The 19,242-nt window shown below is 73.3% G+C and carries 17 protein-coding genes and 1 rRNA gene; 4 read left to right on the top strand and 14 right to left on the bottom strand.

Going from position 1 to position 19,242, the window contains the following annotated elements:
• Positions 1-43: 43 nt before the first annotated feature.
• From ABT014_RS22025 to ABT014_RS22005, 5 genes are all read right to left on the bottom strand, one after another.
• The gene (locus ABT014_RS22025; RefSeq protein ID WP_350640714.1) at positions 44-916 is read right to left on the bottom strand and encodes a putative RNA methyltransferase; all 873 of its coding nucleotides are present in this window, start codon (positions 914-916) and stop codon (positions 44-46) included.
• A gap of 42 nt (positions 917-958) precedes the next feature.
• Entirely contained in the window at positions 959-1,378 is a 420-nt protein-coding gene (locus ABT014_RS22020; RefSeq protein ID WP_350640713.1) for a fic family toxin-antitoxin system, toxin component, read from the bottom strand.
• Positions 1,375-1,617 carry a toxin-antitoxin system HicB family antitoxin gene (locus ABT014_RS22015; protein WP_350640712.1) on the bottom strand — a complete coding sequence of 81 codons (243 nt, stop codon included), beginning with the start codon at positions 1,615-1,617 and terminating at the stop codon, positions 1,375-1,377. The genes ABT014_RS22020 and ABT014_RS22015 overlap by 4 nt, the downstream gene beginning before the upstream one ends.
• Before the next feature lie 286 nt (positions 1,618-1,903).
• Positions 1,904-3,199, bottom strand: a complete 1,296-nt coding sequence (locus ABT014_RS22010; protein ID WP_350640802.1) for a class I SAM-dependent RNA methyltransferase — start codon at positions 3,197-3,199, stop codon at positions 1,904-1,906.
• Positions 3,200-3,715: 516 nt separating this feature from the next.
• On the bottom strand, positions 3,716-5,779 hold the full coding sequence (locus tag ABT014_RS22005) for an APC family permease (protein WP_350640801.1): 2,064 nt from the start codon (positions 5,777-5,779) through the stop codon (positions 3,716-3,718).
• 255 nt (positions 5,780-6,034) lie between these two features.
• On the opposite strand from ABT014_RS22005, the gene ABT014_RS22000 reads away from it, so the two are divergent.
• The gene (locus tag ABT014_RS22000; protein WP_350640711.1) at positions 6,035-6,703 is read left to right on the top strand and encodes a potassium channel family protein; all 669 of its coding nucleotides are present in this window, start codon (positions 6,035-6,037) and stop codon (positions 6,701-6,703) included.
• The gene (locus ABT014_RS21995; RefSeq protein ID WP_350640710.1) at positions 6,703-7,374 is read left to right on the top strand and encodes a potassium channel family protein; all 672 of its coding nucleotides are present in this window, start codon (positions 6,703-6,705) and stop codon (positions 7,372-7,374) included. Before ABT014_RS22000 ends, ABT014_RS21995 begins: the two co-directional genes overlap by 1 nt.
• An 89-nt stretch (positions 7,375-7,463) precedes the next feature.
• On the opposite strand, the gene ABT014_RS21990 is transcribed toward ABT014_RS21995, so the two are convergent.
• From ABT014_RS21990 to ABT014_RS21975, 4 genes are all read right to left on the bottom strand, one after another.
• Positions 7,464-8,264 (bottom strand): DUF3159 domain-containing protein, encoded by an 801-nt coding sequence (locus tag ABT014_RS21990; protein WP_350640709.1) that lies wholly within the window; start codon positions 8,262-8,264, stop codon positions 7,464-7,466.
• Positions 8,261-8,671, bottom strand: a complete 411-nt coding sequence (locus tag ABT014_RS21985; protein WP_350640708.1) for an OB-fold nucleic acid binding domain-containing protein — start codon at positions 8,669-8,671, stop codon at positions 8,261-8,263. Before ABT014_RS21985 ends, ABT014_RS21990 begins: the two co-directional genes overlap by 4 nt.
• A gap of 99 nt (positions 8,672-8,770) precedes the next feature.
• Positions 8,771-9,451: a response regulator gene (locus ABT014_RS21980; protein ID WP_350640707.1), complete on the bottom strand. Its 681-nt coding sequence runs from the start codon at positions 9,449-9,451 to the stop codon at positions 8,771-8,773.
• A complete protein-coding gene (locus tag ABT014_RS21975; RefSeq protein ID WP_350640706.1) occupies positions 9,448-12,018 on the bottom strand; it encodes an ATP-binding protein in 2,571 nt (856 codons plus the stop codon). Before ABT014_RS21975 ends, ABT014_RS21980 begins: the two co-directional genes overlap by 4 nt.
• 196 nt (positions 12,019-12,214) lie before the next feature.
• Between ABT014_RS21975 and ABT014_RS21970 the strand changes: the two genes are divergently transcribed.
• Complete coding sequence (locus ABT014_RS21970; protein ID WP_350640705.1) at positions 12,215-13,417, top strand: ROK family protein; 1,203 nt, start codon at positions 12,215-12,217, stop codon at positions 13,415-13,417.
• A gap of 121 nt (positions 13,418-13,538) precedes the next feature.
• On the top strand, positions 13,539-14,876 hold the full coding sequence (locus ABT014_RS21965; RefSeq protein WP_350640704.1) for an LLM class flavin-dependent oxidoreductase: 1,338 nt from the start codon (positions 13,539-13,541) through the stop codon (positions 14,874-14,876).
• Between the two features lie 68 nt (positions 14,877-14,944).
• Here ABT014_RS21965 and ABT014_RS21960 read toward each other — a convergent pair whose 3' ends face one another.
• The 5 genes from ABT014_RS21960 to rrf all read right to left on the bottom strand — a co-directional run bounded on the left by ABT014_RS21960 (position 14,945) and on the right by rrf (position 19,208).
• Positions 14,945-15,829: a TauD/TfdA dioxygenase family protein gene (locus tag ABT014_RS21960; protein ID WP_350640703.1), complete on the bottom strand. Its 885-nt coding sequence runs from the start codon at positions 15,827-15,829 to the stop codon at positions 14,945-14,947.
• A gap of 142 nt (positions 15,830-15,971) precedes the next feature.
• Positions 15,972-16,847 carry an ABC transporter permease gene (locus tag ABT014_RS21955; protein WP_350640702.1) on the bottom strand — a complete coding sequence of 292 codons (876 nt, stop codon included), beginning with the start codon at positions 16,845-16,847 and terminating at the stop codon, positions 15,972-15,974.
• Positions 16,844-17,668, bottom strand: a complete 825-nt coding sequence (locus ABT014_RS21950; RefSeq protein WP_350640701.1) for an ABC transporter ATP-binding protein — start codon at positions 17,666-17,668, stop codon at positions 16,844-16,846. Before ABT014_RS21950 ends, ABT014_RS21955 begins: the two co-directional genes overlap by 4 nt.
• A gap of 4 nt (positions 17,669-17,672) precedes the next feature.
• A complete protein-coding gene (locus ABT014_RS21945; protein WP_350640700.1) occupies positions 17,673-18,722 on the bottom strand; it encodes an ABC transporter substrate-binding protein in 1,050 nt (349 codons plus the stop codon).
• Between the two features lie 369 nt (positions 18,723-19,091).
• Positions 19,092-19,208 (bottom strand): 5S ribosomal RNA (gene rrf / locus ABT014_RS21940).
• Positions 19,209-19,242: the final 34 nt, after the last annotated feature.

Here is a 19,242-nt window from a genome sequence, read left to right as displayed (position 1 = left end):
CGGCGCACGCCCCGGCCGCCGGTACGACGGCCCGGAGGTAGATTCAGCGATAGGTCGACACCAGCACCGAGCCGGTCACCTCGACCGGCTCGGGCAGCGCGGCGAGCGCGCCGGCCAGCCGCTCCCGGTCGGTGTGCCAGGCGCTCGGCCCCATCCCGACCACGGCCGCCGCGTCCGCGTGCGAGAGCCGCAGCCGGAACTCCACCTCGGTGCGGGCGGCCCGGTCGAACCACGGACCGAGCTTCTCGTCGATCCGGCGCTCCTTGTCCTCGTCCACCGAGAGCAGCCCGAGGGCGGCGACCAGCTCGCGCAGGTGCCGGGAGGTCGGCGAGACCACCAGCAGCCGTCCGCCGGGGCGCAGCACCCGGCGCAGCTCGGGGCCGTTGCGCGGGGCGAAGACGTTCAGCACCAGGTCGGCGGAGCCGTCCAGGAGCGGGAGCGGCCGCCAGGCGTCGCAGACCACGGCGCCGATCCGCGGGTGTGCCTTGGCGGCGCGGCGCAGGGCGTACTTGGAGATGTCCAGTGCGGCGCCCACCGGTGCGGGCCGCCCTGCCGCGGCGGCGCCGTCGAGCCGGTCCAGCACGTGCGCCAGGTAGTACCCCGTCCCGGCGCCCAGGTCGGCCACCAGGCCGGTGCCGGGCCCGGCCTCCCCGGCAGCGTCGGCGTCCCCGGCGGCGTCCGCCAGCGCGTCGGCGATCGGCCGGTAGTGCCCCGCCGCGAGGAAGTCGGCGCGCGCGGCGACCATCTCCGCGGTGTCACCGGTGCCGGTGTGCGCGTCGCCGGGCAGCAGGCTGACGTAGCCCTGTCGGGCCTGGTCGAAGCTGTGTCCGGCCTCGCAGCGCAAGGTCCGGCCGTGCAGGACGAGGGGTCGCGCGCAGTGCGGGCAGGCCAGGGAGTGCTCGATGTCCTGCAGCAAGGTGGATCGTTCCTCGTGGTCCGGGGCGGGGGCCGCCCCAGCCTAGTCGTCCTCCTCCTCCTCGCCGCCGACCTCCTCGCCCTCGGCCTCGTCCACCACCCAGGCCGAGAGCCGCTCGGACACCCCGGTCACCCCGAGTTTGCCCTCCCGGATCGCGCGGGCCAGGCTGCGCACCTCGCGGGCGGTGGTCGCCACGCTGCAGCCGCTGGCCACCAGGTAGGAGTAGGCGACGGCGGTGGCGAACAGCTCGTTGCTGCGCTCCAGCGCGGGCACCCGGATCAGCTGGTGCATCAGGGCCGCGGCGCGGTCCTGCGGCTCGGGGTAGACCGCGATGTCGAAGATCTCGGCCTGGTGGCGGGCGACCGCGGCCAGCAGTGATCCGTAGTCGATGACCTGCGGATCACCGGGCGTGTACTGCTCAGCGGTCATGAGCAGCCACGAGAGGTCGACTTCGAGGTTCAACGGCGCCCGCCCTGGGTCTCGCCGGCACCGTGCTCGCCGAACTCGGCCAGGAAGGCCGTCTCGTACTCCTTCATGAACTGGGCCGCGGTGTCCACGAACAGGCGCCCGGCCTCGCCCATGTCCTGCTGCACGAGCCGTTCGATGTACTGGTTCATGCTGATCCCCTGCTGCTCCGCCCGCTCCCGGGCCATCTCCGCGGTGGTCGCATCCACCCTGACGTTCAGCTGCTTCTTGGCCATAGTTCAAGCTAGCGCCAAGGTGCTAGCACAGCAAGGGCGCATTCCGGCCGCCGCACTCCCCCTCCGTCCGGGACCCCTCCGGCCCCGCCAGACCCCCCGTCCGCGCTGGTCCCGCGTCGCGCTGCGATCCGGCCGGTGGCGCGGATCCGCTCGCATCACCAGGTATCTGCCCGCGCCACCCGTCCGAAAACTAACGGCGCGCCAGCAGCGGCCGAGGCGCGGGAAAGCAGGACGGCGGGTGCCGGAGTCACCTCCGGCACCCGCCGTCGTCCGCGTCCCGTCGCCGCTACTCCTGGACCGGCTCCAGGATGGCCACGCACTCGAAGTGGTGGGTCATCGGGAACAGGTCGAACGCCCGCAGCGACACCGGCCGGTAGCCGCCCTCGCGGAAGAAGGCCAGGTCGCGGGCGAGCGCGGCCGGGTCACAGGCCACGTACGCGATCCGGCGGGCCCCCAGGCCGGACAGGTGCGCGACGGTCTCGCGCCCCGCGCCCGCGCGCGGCGGGTCGAGGACGATCAGGTCGGTCTCGGTGATGCCGGTGCGCGGCAGCAGCGTCTCGACCTTGTCGCACTCGATCCGGACGTTCTCCAGCGCGGCCAGGTTGTGCCGGGCGTCCAGCACCGCCTGCTTGCCGGACTCGATGCCGAGCACCGCGCCCTCGTCGCCGACCCGCTCGGCCAGCGCGCCCGCGAACAGGCCCACCCCGCAGTACAGGTCGAGCGCGCTCTCCCCCCACTGCGGGTCGAGGCCCTCCAGCACGGCGTCGACCAGGGTGTCCGGCGCCTGCGGGTGGATCTGCCAGAAGCCGCCGTTGGAGACCCGCCAGGTGCGCTCGGCGGCCACCTCGCGGACGAAGGTGCGGCCGTGCACCCGGTGGAAGTTGTCGTGCTCGTCGATCCGGGAGATGGAGACCGGCCGGTCGAGCTCGACCAGCGGCAGCTGCGCCCCCGGGGTCGGGACCAGGATCACCTGGCGGTCCGAGGAACCGCTGGCGGCGACCACGTCCACCGAGGCCACGCCCGGCCAGCTGCGCGACTCGACGCCGAGCTCGGTGACGCCCTCGGCCGCGATCAGGCAGCGGTCGACCGGCTGGATGTCGTGCGACCGGTGCTTGCGCAGGCCGACCGCACCGCTCTGCGGGTCGACCGCGTACTGGACCCGGGTGCGCCAGGCCGGCACCGCGCCGGGCGGCAGCTTGCCGCCGACCGGCTCGACGCTGCCGTCCCAGCCCGCCTCCGCCGCGGTGAGCCCGGCGAGCTTGGTCAGCTGCTCGGTGAGCACCTGCCCCTTGAGCTTGCGCTGGCCGCCCGGGGTGACGTGCTGCCAGTCGCAGCCGCCGCACCTGCCCGGCCCGGAGAACGGGCACGGCGCGGCGATCCGCTCCTTGGCCGGCTCCAGGATCTCGACCGCGTCGGCCCGCAGGAAGCGCGACTTGGTGGTGCCGTCGGTGATCTCGGCGATCACCCGCTCGCCGGGCAGCGCGTGCCGGACGAACAGCACCCGGCCCTCGTGCCGCGCGACGCAGTGCCCGCCGCCGTGTGCCACCGGGCCGACCTCGACCTCGTACCGCTCGCCGACCAGCGGGTCGCCGGAGGGCGTGCGGACGGCCGGCTCGGCCGAGCGCGGCGCCCGGGCCGGGCGGGCCGGCTGCTTGCGCGGCCGGCGCTCGGCGCGCTCCCCGTCCTGGCCGGTGCCGGCGGCCTTGCCGGCGGCGCCCTTGCCCGGCGCGCCCTTGCCGGAGGTGCCCTTGCCCTGCGCGCCCTGGCCGGCGGCGCTCCGGCCGGCGGCCGCGGCCCCCTTGCCAGCGCCGGCGGCCTTGCCCGCCTCGCCCTTCGCCTTGGAGGCGGACTTCGGGCCGCCCTTGATCGCGGCCTTGGACACCGTGCTGGGCCGGGACTCGGACGGGTCCGACTCACCGGGCGCCAGCGGCGCGGTCTGGGCCGTGAAGCCGTCGCGGTCGGTGGCGGCGGGCCGGGCCGGCCGGTTGCCCCACCGCGGGTGGGCCACCTGCCCCGGCTTGGCGCCGGACCTGGCACCGGGCCGGCCGGGCCGGCCGGAGGAGCGGGGCGGGGTGTTGCGGGTCACTGGCATGCGTCCTTAAGCGAGCGGAGCGGAGTCGTTGCGCGGGCCGGAACCCGCGCGCTGCTGGTCGTCGGAGCTCTGCGCGGGCCGGTGCCGGGGCTCGCCGCGGCGGACGGCTCCCGGAGCGGACCATGCCTTCTGCGGCTTGCGCCGCTCGGAGGACTCCAACTGCCAGGGTACGGAAGTCACCATGACCCCGGGCTTGAACAGCAGCCGCCCCTTGAGCCGCAGCGCGCTCTGGTTGTGCAGCAGGTGCTCGTACCAGTGCCCGACCACGTACTCCGGGATGTACACCGAGACCACGTCCCGCGGGCTGGCGCGGCGCAGGTTCTTGACGTACTCCAGCACCGGGCCGGTGATCTCGCGGTAGGGCGAGTCGAGGACCTTGAGCGGGACCTCGATGCCGCGCTCGTCCCACTCGTCACGCAGCGACGCCGTGTCGACCGGGTCGACGTTGACGGTGACCGCCTCCAGGGTGTTGGCGCGGGCGAGCCGGGCGTACGCGAGGGCGCGCAGCGCCGGCTTGTGCAGCTTGGAGACCAGCACGATGGCGTGCACCCGGGTGGGCAGCACCACGTCGTCCGGCTCCTCGGCGGCGACCAGCTCGGCCGAGATCCGCTCGTAGTGGCGGCGGATCGCCTTCATCATCACGAACAGCACCACCATCGTGGCGATCGCGATCCAGGCGTGGCTGATCTTGGTGGCGAGCACCACGATCAGCACCGCCATGGTCATCACCAGGCCGAAGGCGTTGATCGCCCGGCTGCGCTGCATGTGCGAGCGCTTCTTCGGGTCGGTCTCGGTCCGCAGCAGCCTGGTCCAGTGCCGGATCATGCCGGACTGGCTCATGTTGAAGGAGACGAAGACGCCGACGATGTACAGCTGGATCAGCCGGGTCGGGTCCGCGTCGAAGGCCACGATGAACAGGATCGCCGCGCCCGCCAGCAGGATGATGCCGTTGGAGAAGGCCAGCCGGTCGCCGCGGGTGTGCAGCTGGCGCGGCAGGTAGCGGTCCTGGGCGAGGATCGAGCCGAGCACCGGGAAGCCGTTGAAGGCGGTGTTGGCGGCCAGCACCAGGATCAGGCCGGTGACGGCGGCGACGAAGTAGAAGCCCGGGGTGAAGTTGGAGAAGACCGACTCGGAGATCTGCGCCAGCGCGGTCTTCTGGTGGTAGTCCCCGGGGGCGCCGATCAGCTGCTCGGCGGGCTGCTCGGCCATCTGCACGCCGGTGAGGCGGGCCAGCCAGATGATGCCCATGAACATCACCACGGCGATCGAGGCCATCAGCAGCAGGGTGGTCGCGGCGTTCTTGCTCTTCGGCTTGCGGAAGGCCGGCACGCCGTTGGAGATCGCCTCGACGCCGGTCAGCGCGGCACAGCCCGAGGAGAACGCCTTGAGCAGCAGGAAGACCATCGCGAAGCCGGCCAGCGACTCGTTGCCGGGGGTCGGCTCCAGGTGGAAGCCGGCGCTCTCGGCGTGCATGTTCTGGCCGAGGCCGAAGTGCCGGAACGCGCCGTAGACCACCATGCCGAGCACGCCGACCATGAACGCGTAGGTGGGCACCGCGAAGGCGCTGCCGGATTCCCGGACGCCGCGCAGGTTGATGCCCATCAGCACGATCACCACGACGACCGACAGGATCAGCTCGTGGCCGCGCAGCGCCGGCACCGCGGAGACCACGTTGGCGACGCCGGAGGTGGTGGAGACCGCGACGGTGAGGATGTAGTCCACCAGCAGGGCGCTGGCCACCACCAGCCCGGAGTTCGGGCCGTGGTTGACGGTGGCGACCTCGTAGTCGCCGCCCCCGCTCGGGTACGCGTGCACGTTCTGCCGGTACGAGGCGACCACCGCGAGCATCACGACCGCGACGACGACGCCGATCTGCCAGGAGAAGTGGATCGCCGATGCCCCGGCGAGGGACAGCGTCAGCAGGATCTCCTCGGGGGCGTAGGCGACCGAGGAGAGGGCGTCCGACGCGAACACGGGCAGCGCGATGCGCTTGGACAGCAGGGTCTCCCCCAGCTTGTCACTGCGCAGCGCGCGTCCGATAAGGATGCGTTTCGGTAGGTCAGCAGGCATAGGCACACAGGAATCGTAGGGGCTACCACCTCCGGCTCCGACGACCGGTGCCCCCTTGGTCGAGCCTGCGTTCGGCCGACCGGCTAGCGTGTCGGATGATGAAGATACGGGCAGCACTCCAGTTGCCCCCGCAGTGGACCGGTACGTGCAAGATCAAGGCGTAGCCGACGGATCGCCCTCGAAAGCTGGGCGTGGAAGGATGATGAGCGGTGTTTGCGCAGGTCAAGAACCCAACGGACAGGGCGAGGTAGTCCCGTGCACATCGTCATCATGGGTTGCGGCCGCGTGGGCTCGGCCCTCGCCAGAGCGCTCGAGAAACAGGGTCACTCGGTCGCGGTGGTCGACCAGGACCCGACCGCCTTCCGCCGGCTCGGCGCCGGGTTCAACGGCCGCCGGGTGACCGGCGTCGGATTCGACCAGGACACCCTGCGCGAGGCCGGTATCGAGGAGGCGGGCGCGTTCGCCGCCGTCTCCAGCGGTGACAACTCCAACATCATCGCCGCCCGGGTGGCCCGGGAGAACTTCGGCGTCGAGCACGTCGCGGCCCGGATCTACGACCCGCGCCGGGCCGAGGTGTACCAGCGCCTGGGCATCCCGACCGTCGCCACCGTGCGCTGGACCGCCGACCAGATGCTGCGCAGGCTGCTGCCGAGCGGCGCCGAGCCGCTGTGGCAGGACCCGAGCGGCAGCGTGCAGATGGCCGAGGTGGCGTACTCCCAGGCCTGGGTCGGGCAGAAGCTGAGCGAGCTGGAGGAGGCCGCCGGCGTCCGGGTGGCGTTCCTCACCCGGCTCGGCGAGGGCACCCTGCCCACGCCGGCCACGGTGGTCCAGGAGGGCGACCTCATCCACGTCATGCTGCGCCGCTCCGAGCTGGCGTCGGTCGAGGCCGCGTTCGCGCAGGGCCCCGAGGAGGAGGGTCACTGATGCGAGTCGCCATTGCCGGAGCCGGCGCCGTCGGCCGCTCGATCGCGGGCGAGCTGCTGGAGAACGGCCACGAGATCCTGCTGATCGACAAGAACCCGAACTCCATCTCGGTGGAGCGGGTGCCGATGGCCGAGTGGCTGCTGGCGGACGCCTGCGAGATCACCTCGCTCGACGAGGCCGCCCTGCAGCGCTGCCACGTGGTGATCGCCGCCACCGGCGACGACAAGGTCAACCTGGTCGTCTCGCTGCTGGCCAAGACCGAGTACGGCGTGCCGCGGGTGGTCGCCCGGGTGAACAACCCGAAGAACGAGTGGCTGTTCAACGAGTCCTGGGGCGTGGACGTCGCCGTCTCCACCCCGCGCCTGATGTCGGCGCTGGTCGAGGAGGCCGTCAGCGTCGGCGACCTGGTCCGGCTGATGCGCTTCAGCCAGGGCAACGCCAACCTGGTGGAACTCACCCTCGCGGGCGACGCCGAGCTGGTCGGCACCCGGGTCGGGGACGTCGAGTGGCCGGTGGACACCGCGCTGGTGAGCATCATCCGCGAGGGCCGGGTCCTGGTGCCCGGCAAGGACGACACCCTGGAGGGCGGCGACGAGCTGCTCTTCGTGGCCGCGCAGGAGCGCGAGGAGGAGCTGGAGAGCCTGCTGTCCGCCGAGGCCGGCGCGCAGTAGACCCCGGCGGCGCGGCGGGACCGCGCAACGCCGAAGGGGCGGTACCCGGCCGGGTACCGCCCCTTCGCGTACGGCAGGTCGCCGTGCGGTCAGTCCTCGACCTCGGCCTTGATCGGCGGCGGGGCCTTCACCAGGATCCGCCAGGTCACGTACATCGCCAGGACCAGCGCCGGGATGCCCAGGGCGGTCTTGAGCCAGCCGAGCAGGCTGGTGTTGTGGGTGAAGTACAGCGGGAAGAGGATCACCGGCTTGATGCCCATGATCACCACCCAGGCCCAGGTCGCCTTGGTGTACGCGGCCAGCCGGCCGGGGTTCTGGGTCCGCCAGGTGAACATCTCGCCGGTGACCGGGCCGAGCATCAGACCCACCAGCGGCCAGCGGACCAGCGCCGAGACGGCCAGCGCCAGGCAGTAGCCGACGTTGTAGAGCAGGCCGGGCAGGTAGAAGTCCTCCGCCTTGCCGGTCTTCATCGCGATCCAGGCGCCGATCGCCACCCCGAAGACGCCGCTGAAGGCGTGCTGGATGGTCTCCCGGCGCACCAGCCGGACCACCACGAAGACCGCGCTCAGCCCGAGCGCGGCCCAGGCGGCGGCCGGGACCTGGTGGGTGATGTTGAAGGTGAGGATGAACACCAGGCCCGGGAGGGTCATGTCGACCATGCCCCGGACCCCGCCGAAGGCCTTCAGCACGGTGTCGGCCGCCTCCTTGGAGGCTGCCTCCTGCGCGGCCCTGCGGTCGGCCTCGGCCTTGCGGTCGGCCTCGGCGCTGTCCCACTCCTCGGCCGCCGACGTCACCACCGCCTCGGTGAGGGTGTGGTCGAGGTACCCGTCGAGGGCGCCGTCGCGGGGGGCCGTGCGGGCGGCGGGATCGCCGCCGGGCAGGTTGGTCACGCTGACTCGCTCCCGTGTCCGACCGGACGCAGCTCGTACCGAGGGTTGAAGAGCACGCGACGGCCGCGTGCGTGGCTGATCCGTCCGCTGGCGATGAGCCGGCGGCCCGGCTCTATGCCGACGATGGAGCGACGGCCGAGCCAGACCACGTCCAGCGCGTCGCTGCCGTCGAAGAGCTCCGCCTCCAGCGCGGGCACACCGGCCCGGGGCCGGAGCGTCACGGTGCGCAGGGTGCCCGCCACGGTGACCACCTCGCGGTCGCCGCAGCTCGCTATCGGGGTGCACCCGGACTCGGCGGTGTCCTGCCGCAGTTCCTCGGCCTCGAGCTCCTCCGGGGAGGAGGTCAGGCGGCTGAGCATCCGCCGGAACCGGCCCTGCGGCTGCGCGCCGTTGTTGTCACCTCTCATGCCGGAAGGGTACCGGTTTCGGCGCCCCCGGCGGCAGGGCTCCTGGTCAGGGCGGTCGCCCGAGCGGCCGCCGCCGGGGTGACGCGGGTCACCCGCGGGTCACGGCTCGAAGCGGTAGCCCATGCCCGGTTCGGTGATGAAGTGCCGCGGGTGCGAGGGGTCCGCCTCCAGCTTGCGGCGCAGCTGGGCCAGGTAGACCCGCAGGTAGTTGGTCTCCTTGTGGTAGGCCGGGCCCCAGACCTCCTGGAGCAGCTGGGTCTGGCTGACCAGCCGGCCCGCGTTGCGGACCAGCACCTCCACCAGGTGCCACTCGGTCGGGGTGAGGCGGATGTCGACGCCGTCCCGGTTGACCTTCTTGGCGGCCAGGTCGACGGTGAAGGTGTCGGTGGTGACCACCGAGTCGTCCTCGCCCGCGACCGGCTCGGCCCGGCGGACCGCGGCCCGCATCCGGGCCAGCAGCTCGTCCATGCCGAACGGCTTGGTCACGTAGTCGTCGGCGCCGGCGTCCAGCGCCTCGACCTTCTCGTCGGAGGCGTGCCGGGCGGAGAGCACGATGATCGGCACCCTGGTCCAGCCGCGCAGCCCCTTGATCACCTCGACCCCGTCCATGTCGGGCAGGCCGAGGTCCAGCACCACCACGTCGGGGTGGCGGGCGGCCGCGAGCTCCAGCGCCCCCGCACCGTCGTAGGCGGCGTCCACCTCGTACTTGCGGGCCTTCAGGTTGATCACCAGGGCGCGGACGATCTGCGGTTCGTCGTCCACGACGAGGACCCGGGTCATACCGGCTCCGCCTCTCGGGTTGTCGGTGTCGAAGGGTGGTCGGGCAGGTCGACGGCGGGCAGGGTGACCGCCATGGTGAGCCCTCCGCCGGGGGTGTCCTCGGCGGCCACGCTGCCGCCCATTGCCTCGACGAAGCCACGGGCGACCGCGAGGCCGAGGCCGACGCCGGCACCCCGCGGGGCGTCGCCGTAGCGCTGGAACGGGGCGAAGATCCGCTCCCGGGCCTCCTCCGGGACCCCGGGGCCGCGGTCCACGATCCGCAGCTCGACCCGGGGCTCGTCGCCCACCGGGTGCAGGGCGTCGGCCTTCACCAGCACCTGGCGGCCCTCGGGGCTGTACTTGACGGCGTTCTCGATCAGGTTGGCCAGCGCCCGCTCCAGCAGCCCGGCGTCGGCGTGGATCATCGGCAGGGTCTCCGGCACGTCCACCCGCACCCGCTCCAGCGGCACGCCGCCGAGCGCGTACGGCACCACCTCGTCCAGGTCGGTGGGCTGGATCAGCGGGGTCACCGTGCCGGTCTGCAGCCGGCTCATGTCCAGCAGGTTGTTGATCAGGTGGTCGAGCCGGTCGGCGCCGGACTCGATGCCGGCCAGCAGCTCGGCCTCGTCCTCCTCGTCCCACTCCACGTCCGCGGAGCGCAGCGAGGTGACCGCGGCCTTGATCCCCGCCAGCGGGGTGCGCAGGTCGTGCGAGACGGCGGCGAGCAGCGCGGTGCGGATCCGGTTGCCCTCCGCCTCCCGGCGGGCGGCGGCCGCCTCCCCGGCGAGCCGGCGCCGGTCCAGCAGCACGGCGGCCTGCGCGGCGAACGCGCCGAGCAGGCGGCGGTCCTCGGCCGGCACCACCCGGCCGCGCAGCACCAGTGCCAGCCGCTCGCCGACCGGCACGTCCACGTCGGCCTGCTCGGGGCGCTCCGGCGGTCCGACGCCGCTGACGGCCGTCAGCTGCCAGGGGGCGTGCGCGTCCGGGCGCTCCAGCAGCGCCGCGGCCTCCTGCTGGAAGGTCTCCCGCACCTGGTCGAGCAGCGCCGTCAGCAGCCCCTCGCCGCTCGGCGCCCCGCGCAGCACGGTGCCCGCCAGCGCGCTCAGGGTCTGCGCCTCGGCCTGGCTGCGGGCGGCCTGGTGGGTGCGCCGGGCGGCGAGGTCGACCACCGAGGCGACCGCGATGCCGACCGCGGTGAAGATTGCCACGGCCAGGATGTTCTGCGGCTCGGAGATGCTGAAGGTGTGCAGCGGCGGGGTGAACCAGTAGTTCAGCGCGCTGGAGCCGATCAGCGCCGAGGCGACCGCCGGGAACAGGCCGCCCACCAGCGCGGCGCACACCGTCAGCGACAGGAACAGCAGCATGTCGGTGGGCAGCCCGAAGGCGTGCACGTGGGTCAGCAGCAGCGCCAGCAGCGGCGGGCCGGCCACGCCGATCAGCCAGCCGGCCACCGTCCGCGGCCGGCCCAGGTCGGTGACCCGGCGGATCGGCAGCCGGCCGCGCCCGGCCGCGGCGTGCTCGTGGGTGACCATGTGGACGTCGATGTCGCCGGAGCCGCGGGTCACGGTGGCACCGACGCCCGGACCGTAGACGTACTGCCAGGGCCGGCGGCGGCTGATCCCGAGCACGATCTGGGTGGCGTTGACCCCGCGGGCGAAGTCCAGCAGCCCGGCCGCCGGCTCGTCGCCGAGGACGGTGTGGAAGCTGCCGCCCAGGCTCTCCACCAGCGCCCGCTGCTCGATCAGCGCCTGCGGGGAGCCGCCGGCCAGGCCGTCCGCGCGGGCGATGTGCACGGCCAGCACCTCGCCGCCGGCGCCCCGGTCGGCGATCCGGGCGGCCCGGCGGATCAGCGTGGCGCCCTCGGGGCCGCCGGTCAGGCCGACCACGATCCGCTCGCGGGCCTGCCAGGTGCCCTCGATGCCCTGCTCGGCCCGGTAGCGCTGGAGGTACTCGTCGACCCGGTCGGCCGTCCAGAGCAGTGCCAGCTCGCGCAGCGCCGTCAGGTTGCCGGGGCGGAAGTAGTGGGCCAGCGCCGCGTCGATCTTCTCCGGGGCGTACACGTTGCCGTGCGCCAGCCGGCGGCGCAGCGCCTGCGGCGACATGTCGACCAGCTCGATCTGGTCGGCGCGGCGCACCACCTCGTCCGGGACGGTCTCCCGCTGGCGGACCCCGGTGATGCCCTCGACCACGTCGCCGAGCGACTCCAGGTGCTGGATGTTGACGGTCGAGACGACGTCGATGCCGGCCGCCAGCAGTTCCTCCACGTCCTGCCAGCGCTTGGCGTTGCGGCAGCCCGGGACGTTGGTGTGGGCGAGCTCGTCCACCAGCGCGACCTCGGGCCGGCGGGCCAGCAGGGCGTCGAGGTCCAGTTCGGTGAAGTCCACGCCCCGGTGGGTCACGGTCCGGCGCGGGACGCTCTCCAGGCCCGTCACCAGCGCCGCGGTCAGCACCCGCTCGTGGTGCTCGACCAGGCCGACCACCACGTCGGTCCCGCGGGAGAGCCGGCGGTGCGCCTCGGCGAGCATGGCGTACGTCTTGCCGACCCCGGGGGCCGCCCCGAGGTAGATCCGCAGCCTGCCGCGTGCCATGTGCACCATTCTTGGTCCGGTCCGGGAGAGCCGCCTACCCCTGGACGCCTGTTCGCGCCTTCGACCCTACGGCCTTCCGGGTGAATATCCGCTGATCAGCCCGGTCCGGCAGCGGATTTAGCGCGATATTGACGGCACCGGAGCGCTTCACGCCGCCGCCACCGTGGCGCAACACCCCGCCCGGACAATCGACCGCATGCTCTCCCTGGTCGCTCCTCCCGCGCCCGGCCGTGCCCCGACGCCCACCGAGGGCGGCGGCGCCGGCGCCGTGCTGCGCGCGGTGCTGACAGGTGGTCCGCTGCCCCGGGCGGCGATCGGCCGCACCGCCGGACTCAGCCCCGCCGCTGTGTCCCGGCACACCGCCGACCTCAGCGCGCTCGGCCTGCTGCGCGAGCTGCCCGCCCTGGACGGGCCGCCGCGGGCCGGCCGGCCCCGGCTGCCGCTGGACATCGACACCCGCCACCACCTGGCGGCCGGCGTGCACATCGGTGTCCCCTGGCTGACCTTCGGCCTGCTGGACCTGCGCGGCCGGGTGGTCGCCCAGGAGCGGATCCCCCGCCGCGGCGACGCCGCCGCCGTGCTCCGCAGCATCCGCACCCACCTCCCCGGCTTCGTCCACCGCCGGGCCGCCGGCCGCTCCCCGCTCGGCCTCGGGGTGGTCACCGGCGGCTGGGTCGACCCCGAGCGCGGCACCGTGGTCGAGCACGGCCCGCTCGGCTGGCGCGACGTACCGGTCCGCGAGCAGCTCGCCGGCGTCACCCGGCTGCCCGTCCACGTGGACAGCCACGCCCGCGCGCTGGCCCGGGCCGAGCTGCTGTTCGGCGCCGGCCCCGGCGCCACCGAGCTGGTCCAGCTGTTCGTCGGCAACGTGGTGGACGCCGCCATCGCCACCGGCGGGACCGTGCTGCGCGGACGCGGGTCCCGGGCCGGGGACATCGGCCACCTCCCGGTGCCGGGCTCCACCGAACCCTGCAGCTGCGGCCGCACCGGCTGCCTGGAGGCCACCGTCGCCCAGGACACCGTGGCCCGCCGGGCGCACGCCCGCGGACTGCTCCCCGCCCCCGACTTCGACCTGCTGCTCGCGCTGGCCGCCCGCGGGGACGGCGGCGCGCTACGGCTGTTCCGGGAGCGGCTCGACCAGGTCGCCCCGGCCGCGGCGCTGCTGATCGACGTGCTCAACCCCGAGGTGCTGGTGGTCAGCGAGGCCGGGCTGATCGCCGTCCCCGCGCTCGCCGACCACCTGCGCCGCCAAGTGCTGCGCCACGCCAGGACGGCGCCCGCGCCGCTGGTCACCGGTGCCTCGTTCGGGCGGGAGGTGCTCGCCGTCGCGGCCTGCGCCGGGGTCCTGGACAGCGCCTACCAGCGGCCGATGGAGCTGCGGACGGCCCGGGCCGGCTGATGCTGCCGTGCGGTCAACGGCGCATTAATTCCGCGGCCCGGCGAATCGTTGTCCGCGCCCCCGACCGGCCGCGACGATGGCGGGAATCCCCTTCCCTCCTCCGCTCCCGGAGCTGCCCACCATGCCCAGCGCACCCGAACCCCGGCCCCGCCGGCTGCACTTCAACCTGTTCCTGATGGGCGTCGGCCACCACGAGGCGGCCTGGCGCCACCCGCGCACCGACCCCACCAGGGCCGCCGACATCGACCACTTCCAGCAGCTGGCCCGGGCCGCCGAGGCCGCGGCCTTCGACTCGGTGTTCCTGGCCGACGGTGTGGAGGCCCGCACCGACGGCGGCTGGGGCCTGATCAGCCACTTCGAACCGTTCACCCTGCTCGCCGCGCTGGCCGTGGCGACCGAGCGGATCGGCCTGATCGGCACCGTCTCCACCGGCTTCTCCGAGCCCTACAACCTGGCCCGCCAGTTCGCCTCGCTGGACCACCTCAGCCACGGCCGGGCCGGCTGGAACATCGTCACCTCGGCCGGCGACCGGGCCGCGCAGAACTTCGGCCGGGACGCCAACCAGGAGCACGCCGTGCGCTACCGGCGCGCCGACGAGTTCCTGCGCGTGGTCACCGCACTGTGGGACAGCTGGGAGGACGACGCGCTGCTGCTCGACCGGGCCGGCGGCGCCTTCGCCGACCCGGCCAAGGTGCACGAGATCGACCACAGCGGCGAGCACTTCAAGGTCCGCGGCCCGCTCAACATCCCGCGCAGCCCGCAGGGCCACCCGCTGCTGGTCCAGGCCGGCTCCTCGGACGACGGCCGCGCGTTCGCCGCGCGCTGGGCCGAGGCGGTCTTCACCGCGCAGCAGACCCTCGCCGAGGGTCAGGCCTTCTACACCGCGCTCAAGCGGCAGGCCGCCGACGCCGGGCGCGACCCGGCCGGCCTGAAGGTGCTGCCGGGCGTCGTCCCCGTGCTCGGCTCCACCGAGGCGGAGGCCAAAGCGCTGGACCAGGAACTGGACGACCTGATCAACCCCGAGCGGGCGATCTCCGTGCTGTCCACCGTGCTCGGCGTCGACCTGAGCGGCCATCCGCTGGACGCGCCGCTGCCCCCGCTGCCACCCGTCACCGAGATCAACGGCGCCAAGAGCCGGTTCGAGCTGATCCGCGACCTCGCCGAACGGGACGGGCTGACGCTGCGCCGGCTGGTCGGTCGGCTCGGCGGCGGCCGCGGTCACCAGGTCGTGGTCGGTACCCCGGAGCAGCTCGCCGACCACATCGAGCAGTGGTTCACCGAGGGCGCGGCCGACGGCTTCAACATCATGCCGCCGATCCTCCCCGACGGGCTGACCGACTTCGTCGAGCAGGTGCTGCCGATCCTGCGCGGCCGCGGCCTGTTCCGCGAGGAGTACACCGGGCGCACCCTGCGCGAGCACTACGGCCTGCCCCGCCCGGCCGGCCGCCGCGGCCACTGACCGTACGGCCGTGCGCCGCGAGGTCGGCAGGGACCTCGCGGCGCACGGCCGTACGGCACGGGCGGGGATCAGCCGGTGTAGTGCGCCGCCTCGTCGCCCTCGACCAGGTAGCTCGCCTCGCCGCTCACCGCGACCGGCACGTCACCCGCCACCGTCACCCGGTGCAGGCGGCGCGGCAGGTCGTCGTAGTCGTCCGGCGCGTAGTGCTGGGTGGCCCGGTTGTCGAACAGCACCACGTCGCCCACCGCCCAGCGCCAGCGCACCACGTTCTCCGGCCGGGTCACGTACGCCTGCAGGGTGCGCAGCAGGTCGCGCGAGGCGTCGCCGGGCAGGCCGACGATCCGGTCCGCGAACCCGCCGATGAACAGGCCGCGTTCACCCGTCTCCGGATGCACCCGGACCACCGGGTGCGCGGTGCGGTAGCGCCGGGCGGTGAAGACCCGCCGGCGTTCGGCGGCGGCCTCGTCCAGCGGCTTGCCCTCGGCGTAGTCGTAGTCGTTGGTGTGCTCGGCCCAGAGCCGGTCCGCGAACTCGCGCAGCACCTCGGGCAGGTCCTGGTACGCGGTCACGGTGTTGGCGATCAGCGTGTTGCCGCCGTACGGGGGCACCACCAGGCTGCGCAGGGTGCTGGCCTTGGGCGGGGTGCGGACGAAGGTGACGTCGGTGTGCCAGCGGTTCGCGCGGCCCTCCTCCCCGTCCACGGGCAGCACGTGGGGGCTGCCCTCCAGTGCGGGAACGGTGGGGTGCGCGGCGGTGAGCGCGCCGAACCGGCCCGCGAACCGGACCTGTCCCTCGTCGTCCAGCTGCTGGCCGCGGAAGAACAGCGCCTTGTGGGCGAGCAGCCCCCGGTTCAGCGCCGCCACGGTCGCGTCGTCCAGCGGCCCGGCGAGGTCGAGCCCGGTGATCTCGGCGCCGATCCGGCCGCCGACCTGGTGGATCTCGAAGCTGGTCATGGGGTGCGGTGTCCTTTCGCTGCTGGGGAGTTCGGACGTGCTGCGCGGGCGGCCGGTACGGGCCGGGCTCGGCTCCTCGGCCGCGGCGCTGCGGGGCGGCGAGCGCCCCACCGTCCTGATCCGACGGGTGGCCACGCGGGCCTCAGCCGCCGAGCGGCGCGCGCCAGGCGGTGAACCGCCGCTCCAGCGCCACCAGCAGCTGGTTGAACGCCACCCCGATGACCGAGATGGTGACGATGCCCGCGTACATCTGCGGGATGGCGAAGTTGTACTGCGAGGCGTTGATCAGATAGCCGAGGCCCGCCTTCGCGCCGACCATCTCCGCGGCCACCAGCACCAGGATCGACACCGCCCCGGCCAGCCGGATGCCGGTGAACACCGCCGGCACCGAGGCGGGCAGGATCACCTTCTGGAACAGCCGGGGCGCCGGGAGGTCGAGCGAGCGGGCCAGCCTGAGCAGGGTCGGGTCCACGCTGCGCACCGCGCTGATGGTGTTCAGCAGGATCGGCCAGACGCAGGCGTACAGCACGATGGAGATCTTCGAGGTCTCGCCGATGCCCAGGATCAGCACGAACACCGGTAGCAGCGCCAGCGCGGCCGTGTTGCGGAACAGCTCCAGCAGCGGGCCGAGCAGCCGGGCCACCGGGCGGTACCAGCCGATCAGCAGCCCGAGCGGCACGCCGACCACCACCGCGAGCGCGAAGCCGGTGAGCGAACGGCTCAGGCTGGCCTCGGTGTTGGCGGCCAGCTGGCCGTTCTCCAGCAGGCCGAACCAGGCGTCGAGCACCTCGCTGAACGGCGGCAGGAAGGTCCGGTCGACCAGATCGAGGCGCGGGGCGACCTCCCACACCCCGAGCAGCACGGCGATCGCCACGGTCTTGCTCAGGGCGCCGAGCAACCACCCCGCCACCCTGGCCCGGGCCGTCGGGGTGCGGGGCGTCGGTGCGGTGGGCGGGCCCGCCCGCGGCGCCGGGGGCGGGGGCGCGGTCTCCACGACGGTGCCGATGTCGGTGCTCATACCGGGCTGACCTCCCGCTCCAACTGCTGGGTGCGGCTGACCTCGTCGTGCAGCAGCCGCCAGATCTCGTGCCGGTAGCGGGCGAACTCCGGGCTGGAGCGCAGGTCCTGATCCGCCTGCCGGTCGCCGAGGTCGATCGGCACCACCTGCTTGATCCGCCCCGGGCGCGAGGTCATCACCGCGACCCGCCGGCCCAGGTAGACCGCCTCCTCGATGCCGTGCGTGATGAACAGGACGGTCTTGCCGGTGCGTTGCCAGATCCGCAGCAGCTCGCCCTGCAACGACTCCCTGGTCTGGGCGTCCAGCGCGGCGAACGGCTCGTCCATCAGCAGCACCTCGGGGTCGTACGCCAGACTGCGGGCGATCGCCACCCGCTGCTTCATCCCGCCGGACAGCTCGTGCGGATGCCGGTCCTCGAAGCCGGCCAGGCCGACCAGCTCCAGGTACTCCCGGGCCCGGGCGGCCCGGCGCCGGCGCGGGACACCGATCGCCTCGAGGCCGAACTCGACGTTCCCCTGGGCGGTCCGCCAGGGCAGCAGCGCGTACTGCTGGAACACCGTGCTGCGGTCCGGGCCAGGACCGGTCACCGGCCTGCCGTTCAGCAGGATCTCGCCGGAGCTCGGTGCGGTCAGGCCGCCGAGCAGGTCCAGCAGGGTCGACTTGCCGCAGCCGCTGGGCCCCACCAGAGCGGTGAACTCACCGGCGGCGATGTCCAGGTCGACCCGGTCGACGGCGAGGAACTCGCCCTGGCCGCGGGCCCCGGGGCGGCCCCGGACCGGAAAGGACTTGCTGACCGCCCGGAACGAGATCTGTGCACTCATCGGCTCAACTCCTGCTCGGGGAAGGGGGGACGACCGTGGACGGCGCGCCGCCGAGGCCGTTGAAGGCATTGGTGTAGAGGTCACCGGGCCGGACCTGACCGGCCTTGAGGTCGCCGTGCGGGACCAGCCAGTCGATCCACAGCTGGAAGTCCTGGTCGGAGATCCGCCCACCGGTGGCCGCCACGCCGAAGGACTTCCAGTACCGGAGGGCGGCCACGTCCTCGTTGCGCCCGCGCCGCCGGACGATCTCCACGCTGCGGGCGATCACCTCGGCCTTCGGGGTGCTCCGGCTCCACTCGATCGCCCGGGCCACGCCGGTGACGAAGGTCCGCGAGGTCTCCGGATTCCGGTCGAGGAAGCGGTCCGTCATCACGAAGCTGCCGGCGTTGAACGCCCCGAGCAGGTCGAAGTCGCTGAACAGCGGCCGGATCCCGCCCGCAGCCAACGCCTTGTCGCGCAGCACCCCGCCGAGGACGGCCACCTCGATCTGCCGCTGCCGCAGCGACTGCTCGGTGTTGACGGGCGGCAGCACGGTCGGCTCCACCTTCGCGATCTCGGCGGGGGACAGCCCACCGCGCTGGAGGTAGATGTCGAGCAGCGCCTCGGCGTGCGCGCCCAGCGTGTTCATCGCGACCTTCTTGCCGATCAGGTCGCGCGGCCCGTGGATCGGGCTGTCGGCCAGCACGTAGTAGCCGTTGTAGGCCTCCTGGTCGACGCCGTAGTAGGTGATCACCGACCTCACCGGGGCACCCGCGGCGATCAGCTTGACCACCGCGCCGTTGAAGGCCCCGCCGAAATCCGTCTGGCCCGTCGCGGCCGACTGGATGTCCTGCGGGCCGCTGATCGTGTTGCCGACCCACTCCAACTTCACATCGCCCAAGTAGCCGAGATCTTCGGCGAGTTCGGGCAGTGTCACCTGCCCTGCCCAGCCCTGGTACCTGATCCTTCCGGTCTCCTTCCCACCTCCTCCCGAGGCCGAGGCACGCCCGCAGGCCGCGGCGGCGGCCGCCAGGGCGGCGAGCGAGAGGAAGTGGCGACGGGAGGCTGCGGGCATGGCGGAGTCCTTCGCAGACGTGAGGATGCGCGCCGAACCGACGGGGTGCTCGGGCACCGGGTCGGACGTGCGGAAAAGATGGAACGGCCGGCGGGCGGGCGAAGCCCGATCAGCGGGAACGGTCGGCGGCCGGACACGGAACGGTCCGACCCGGCCTGGACCAGGTCAGCGGCAGACGGCACACAGGGCGCTCGCGTGCCGTCGAAGATCGACGTGCAGGCGGCCCACAAGGCTCTCGGCTTGACTCACGCCCATCAGCGTTCCAGCGCGGCCGGCATCGGTCAACGAAACTTCCCCTGCCGGAAGAAACCCTTCCCGGAAATGCGAAAAGCCCCTCCGGGTGACCCGGAGAGGCTTCTCTGAAAGATTGTTCGGCGGCGTCCTACTCTCCCACAGGGTCCCCCCTGCAGTACCATCGGCGCTACGAGGCTTAGCTTCCGGGTTCGGAATGTAACCGGGCGTTTCCCTCACGCTATGACCACCGAAACACTATGAAACTGTCAACCGCACCACACCCATG

This window comes from Kitasatospora sp. NPDC094015 (genome assembly GCF_040304075.1).
GTDB lineage: Bacteria > Actinomycetota > Actinomycetes > Streptomycetales > Streptomycetaceae > Kitasatospora.
The sequence above is the reverse complement of the archived record's forward strand: the minus strand, read 5'-3'. Positions and strand labels throughout refer to the sequence as shown.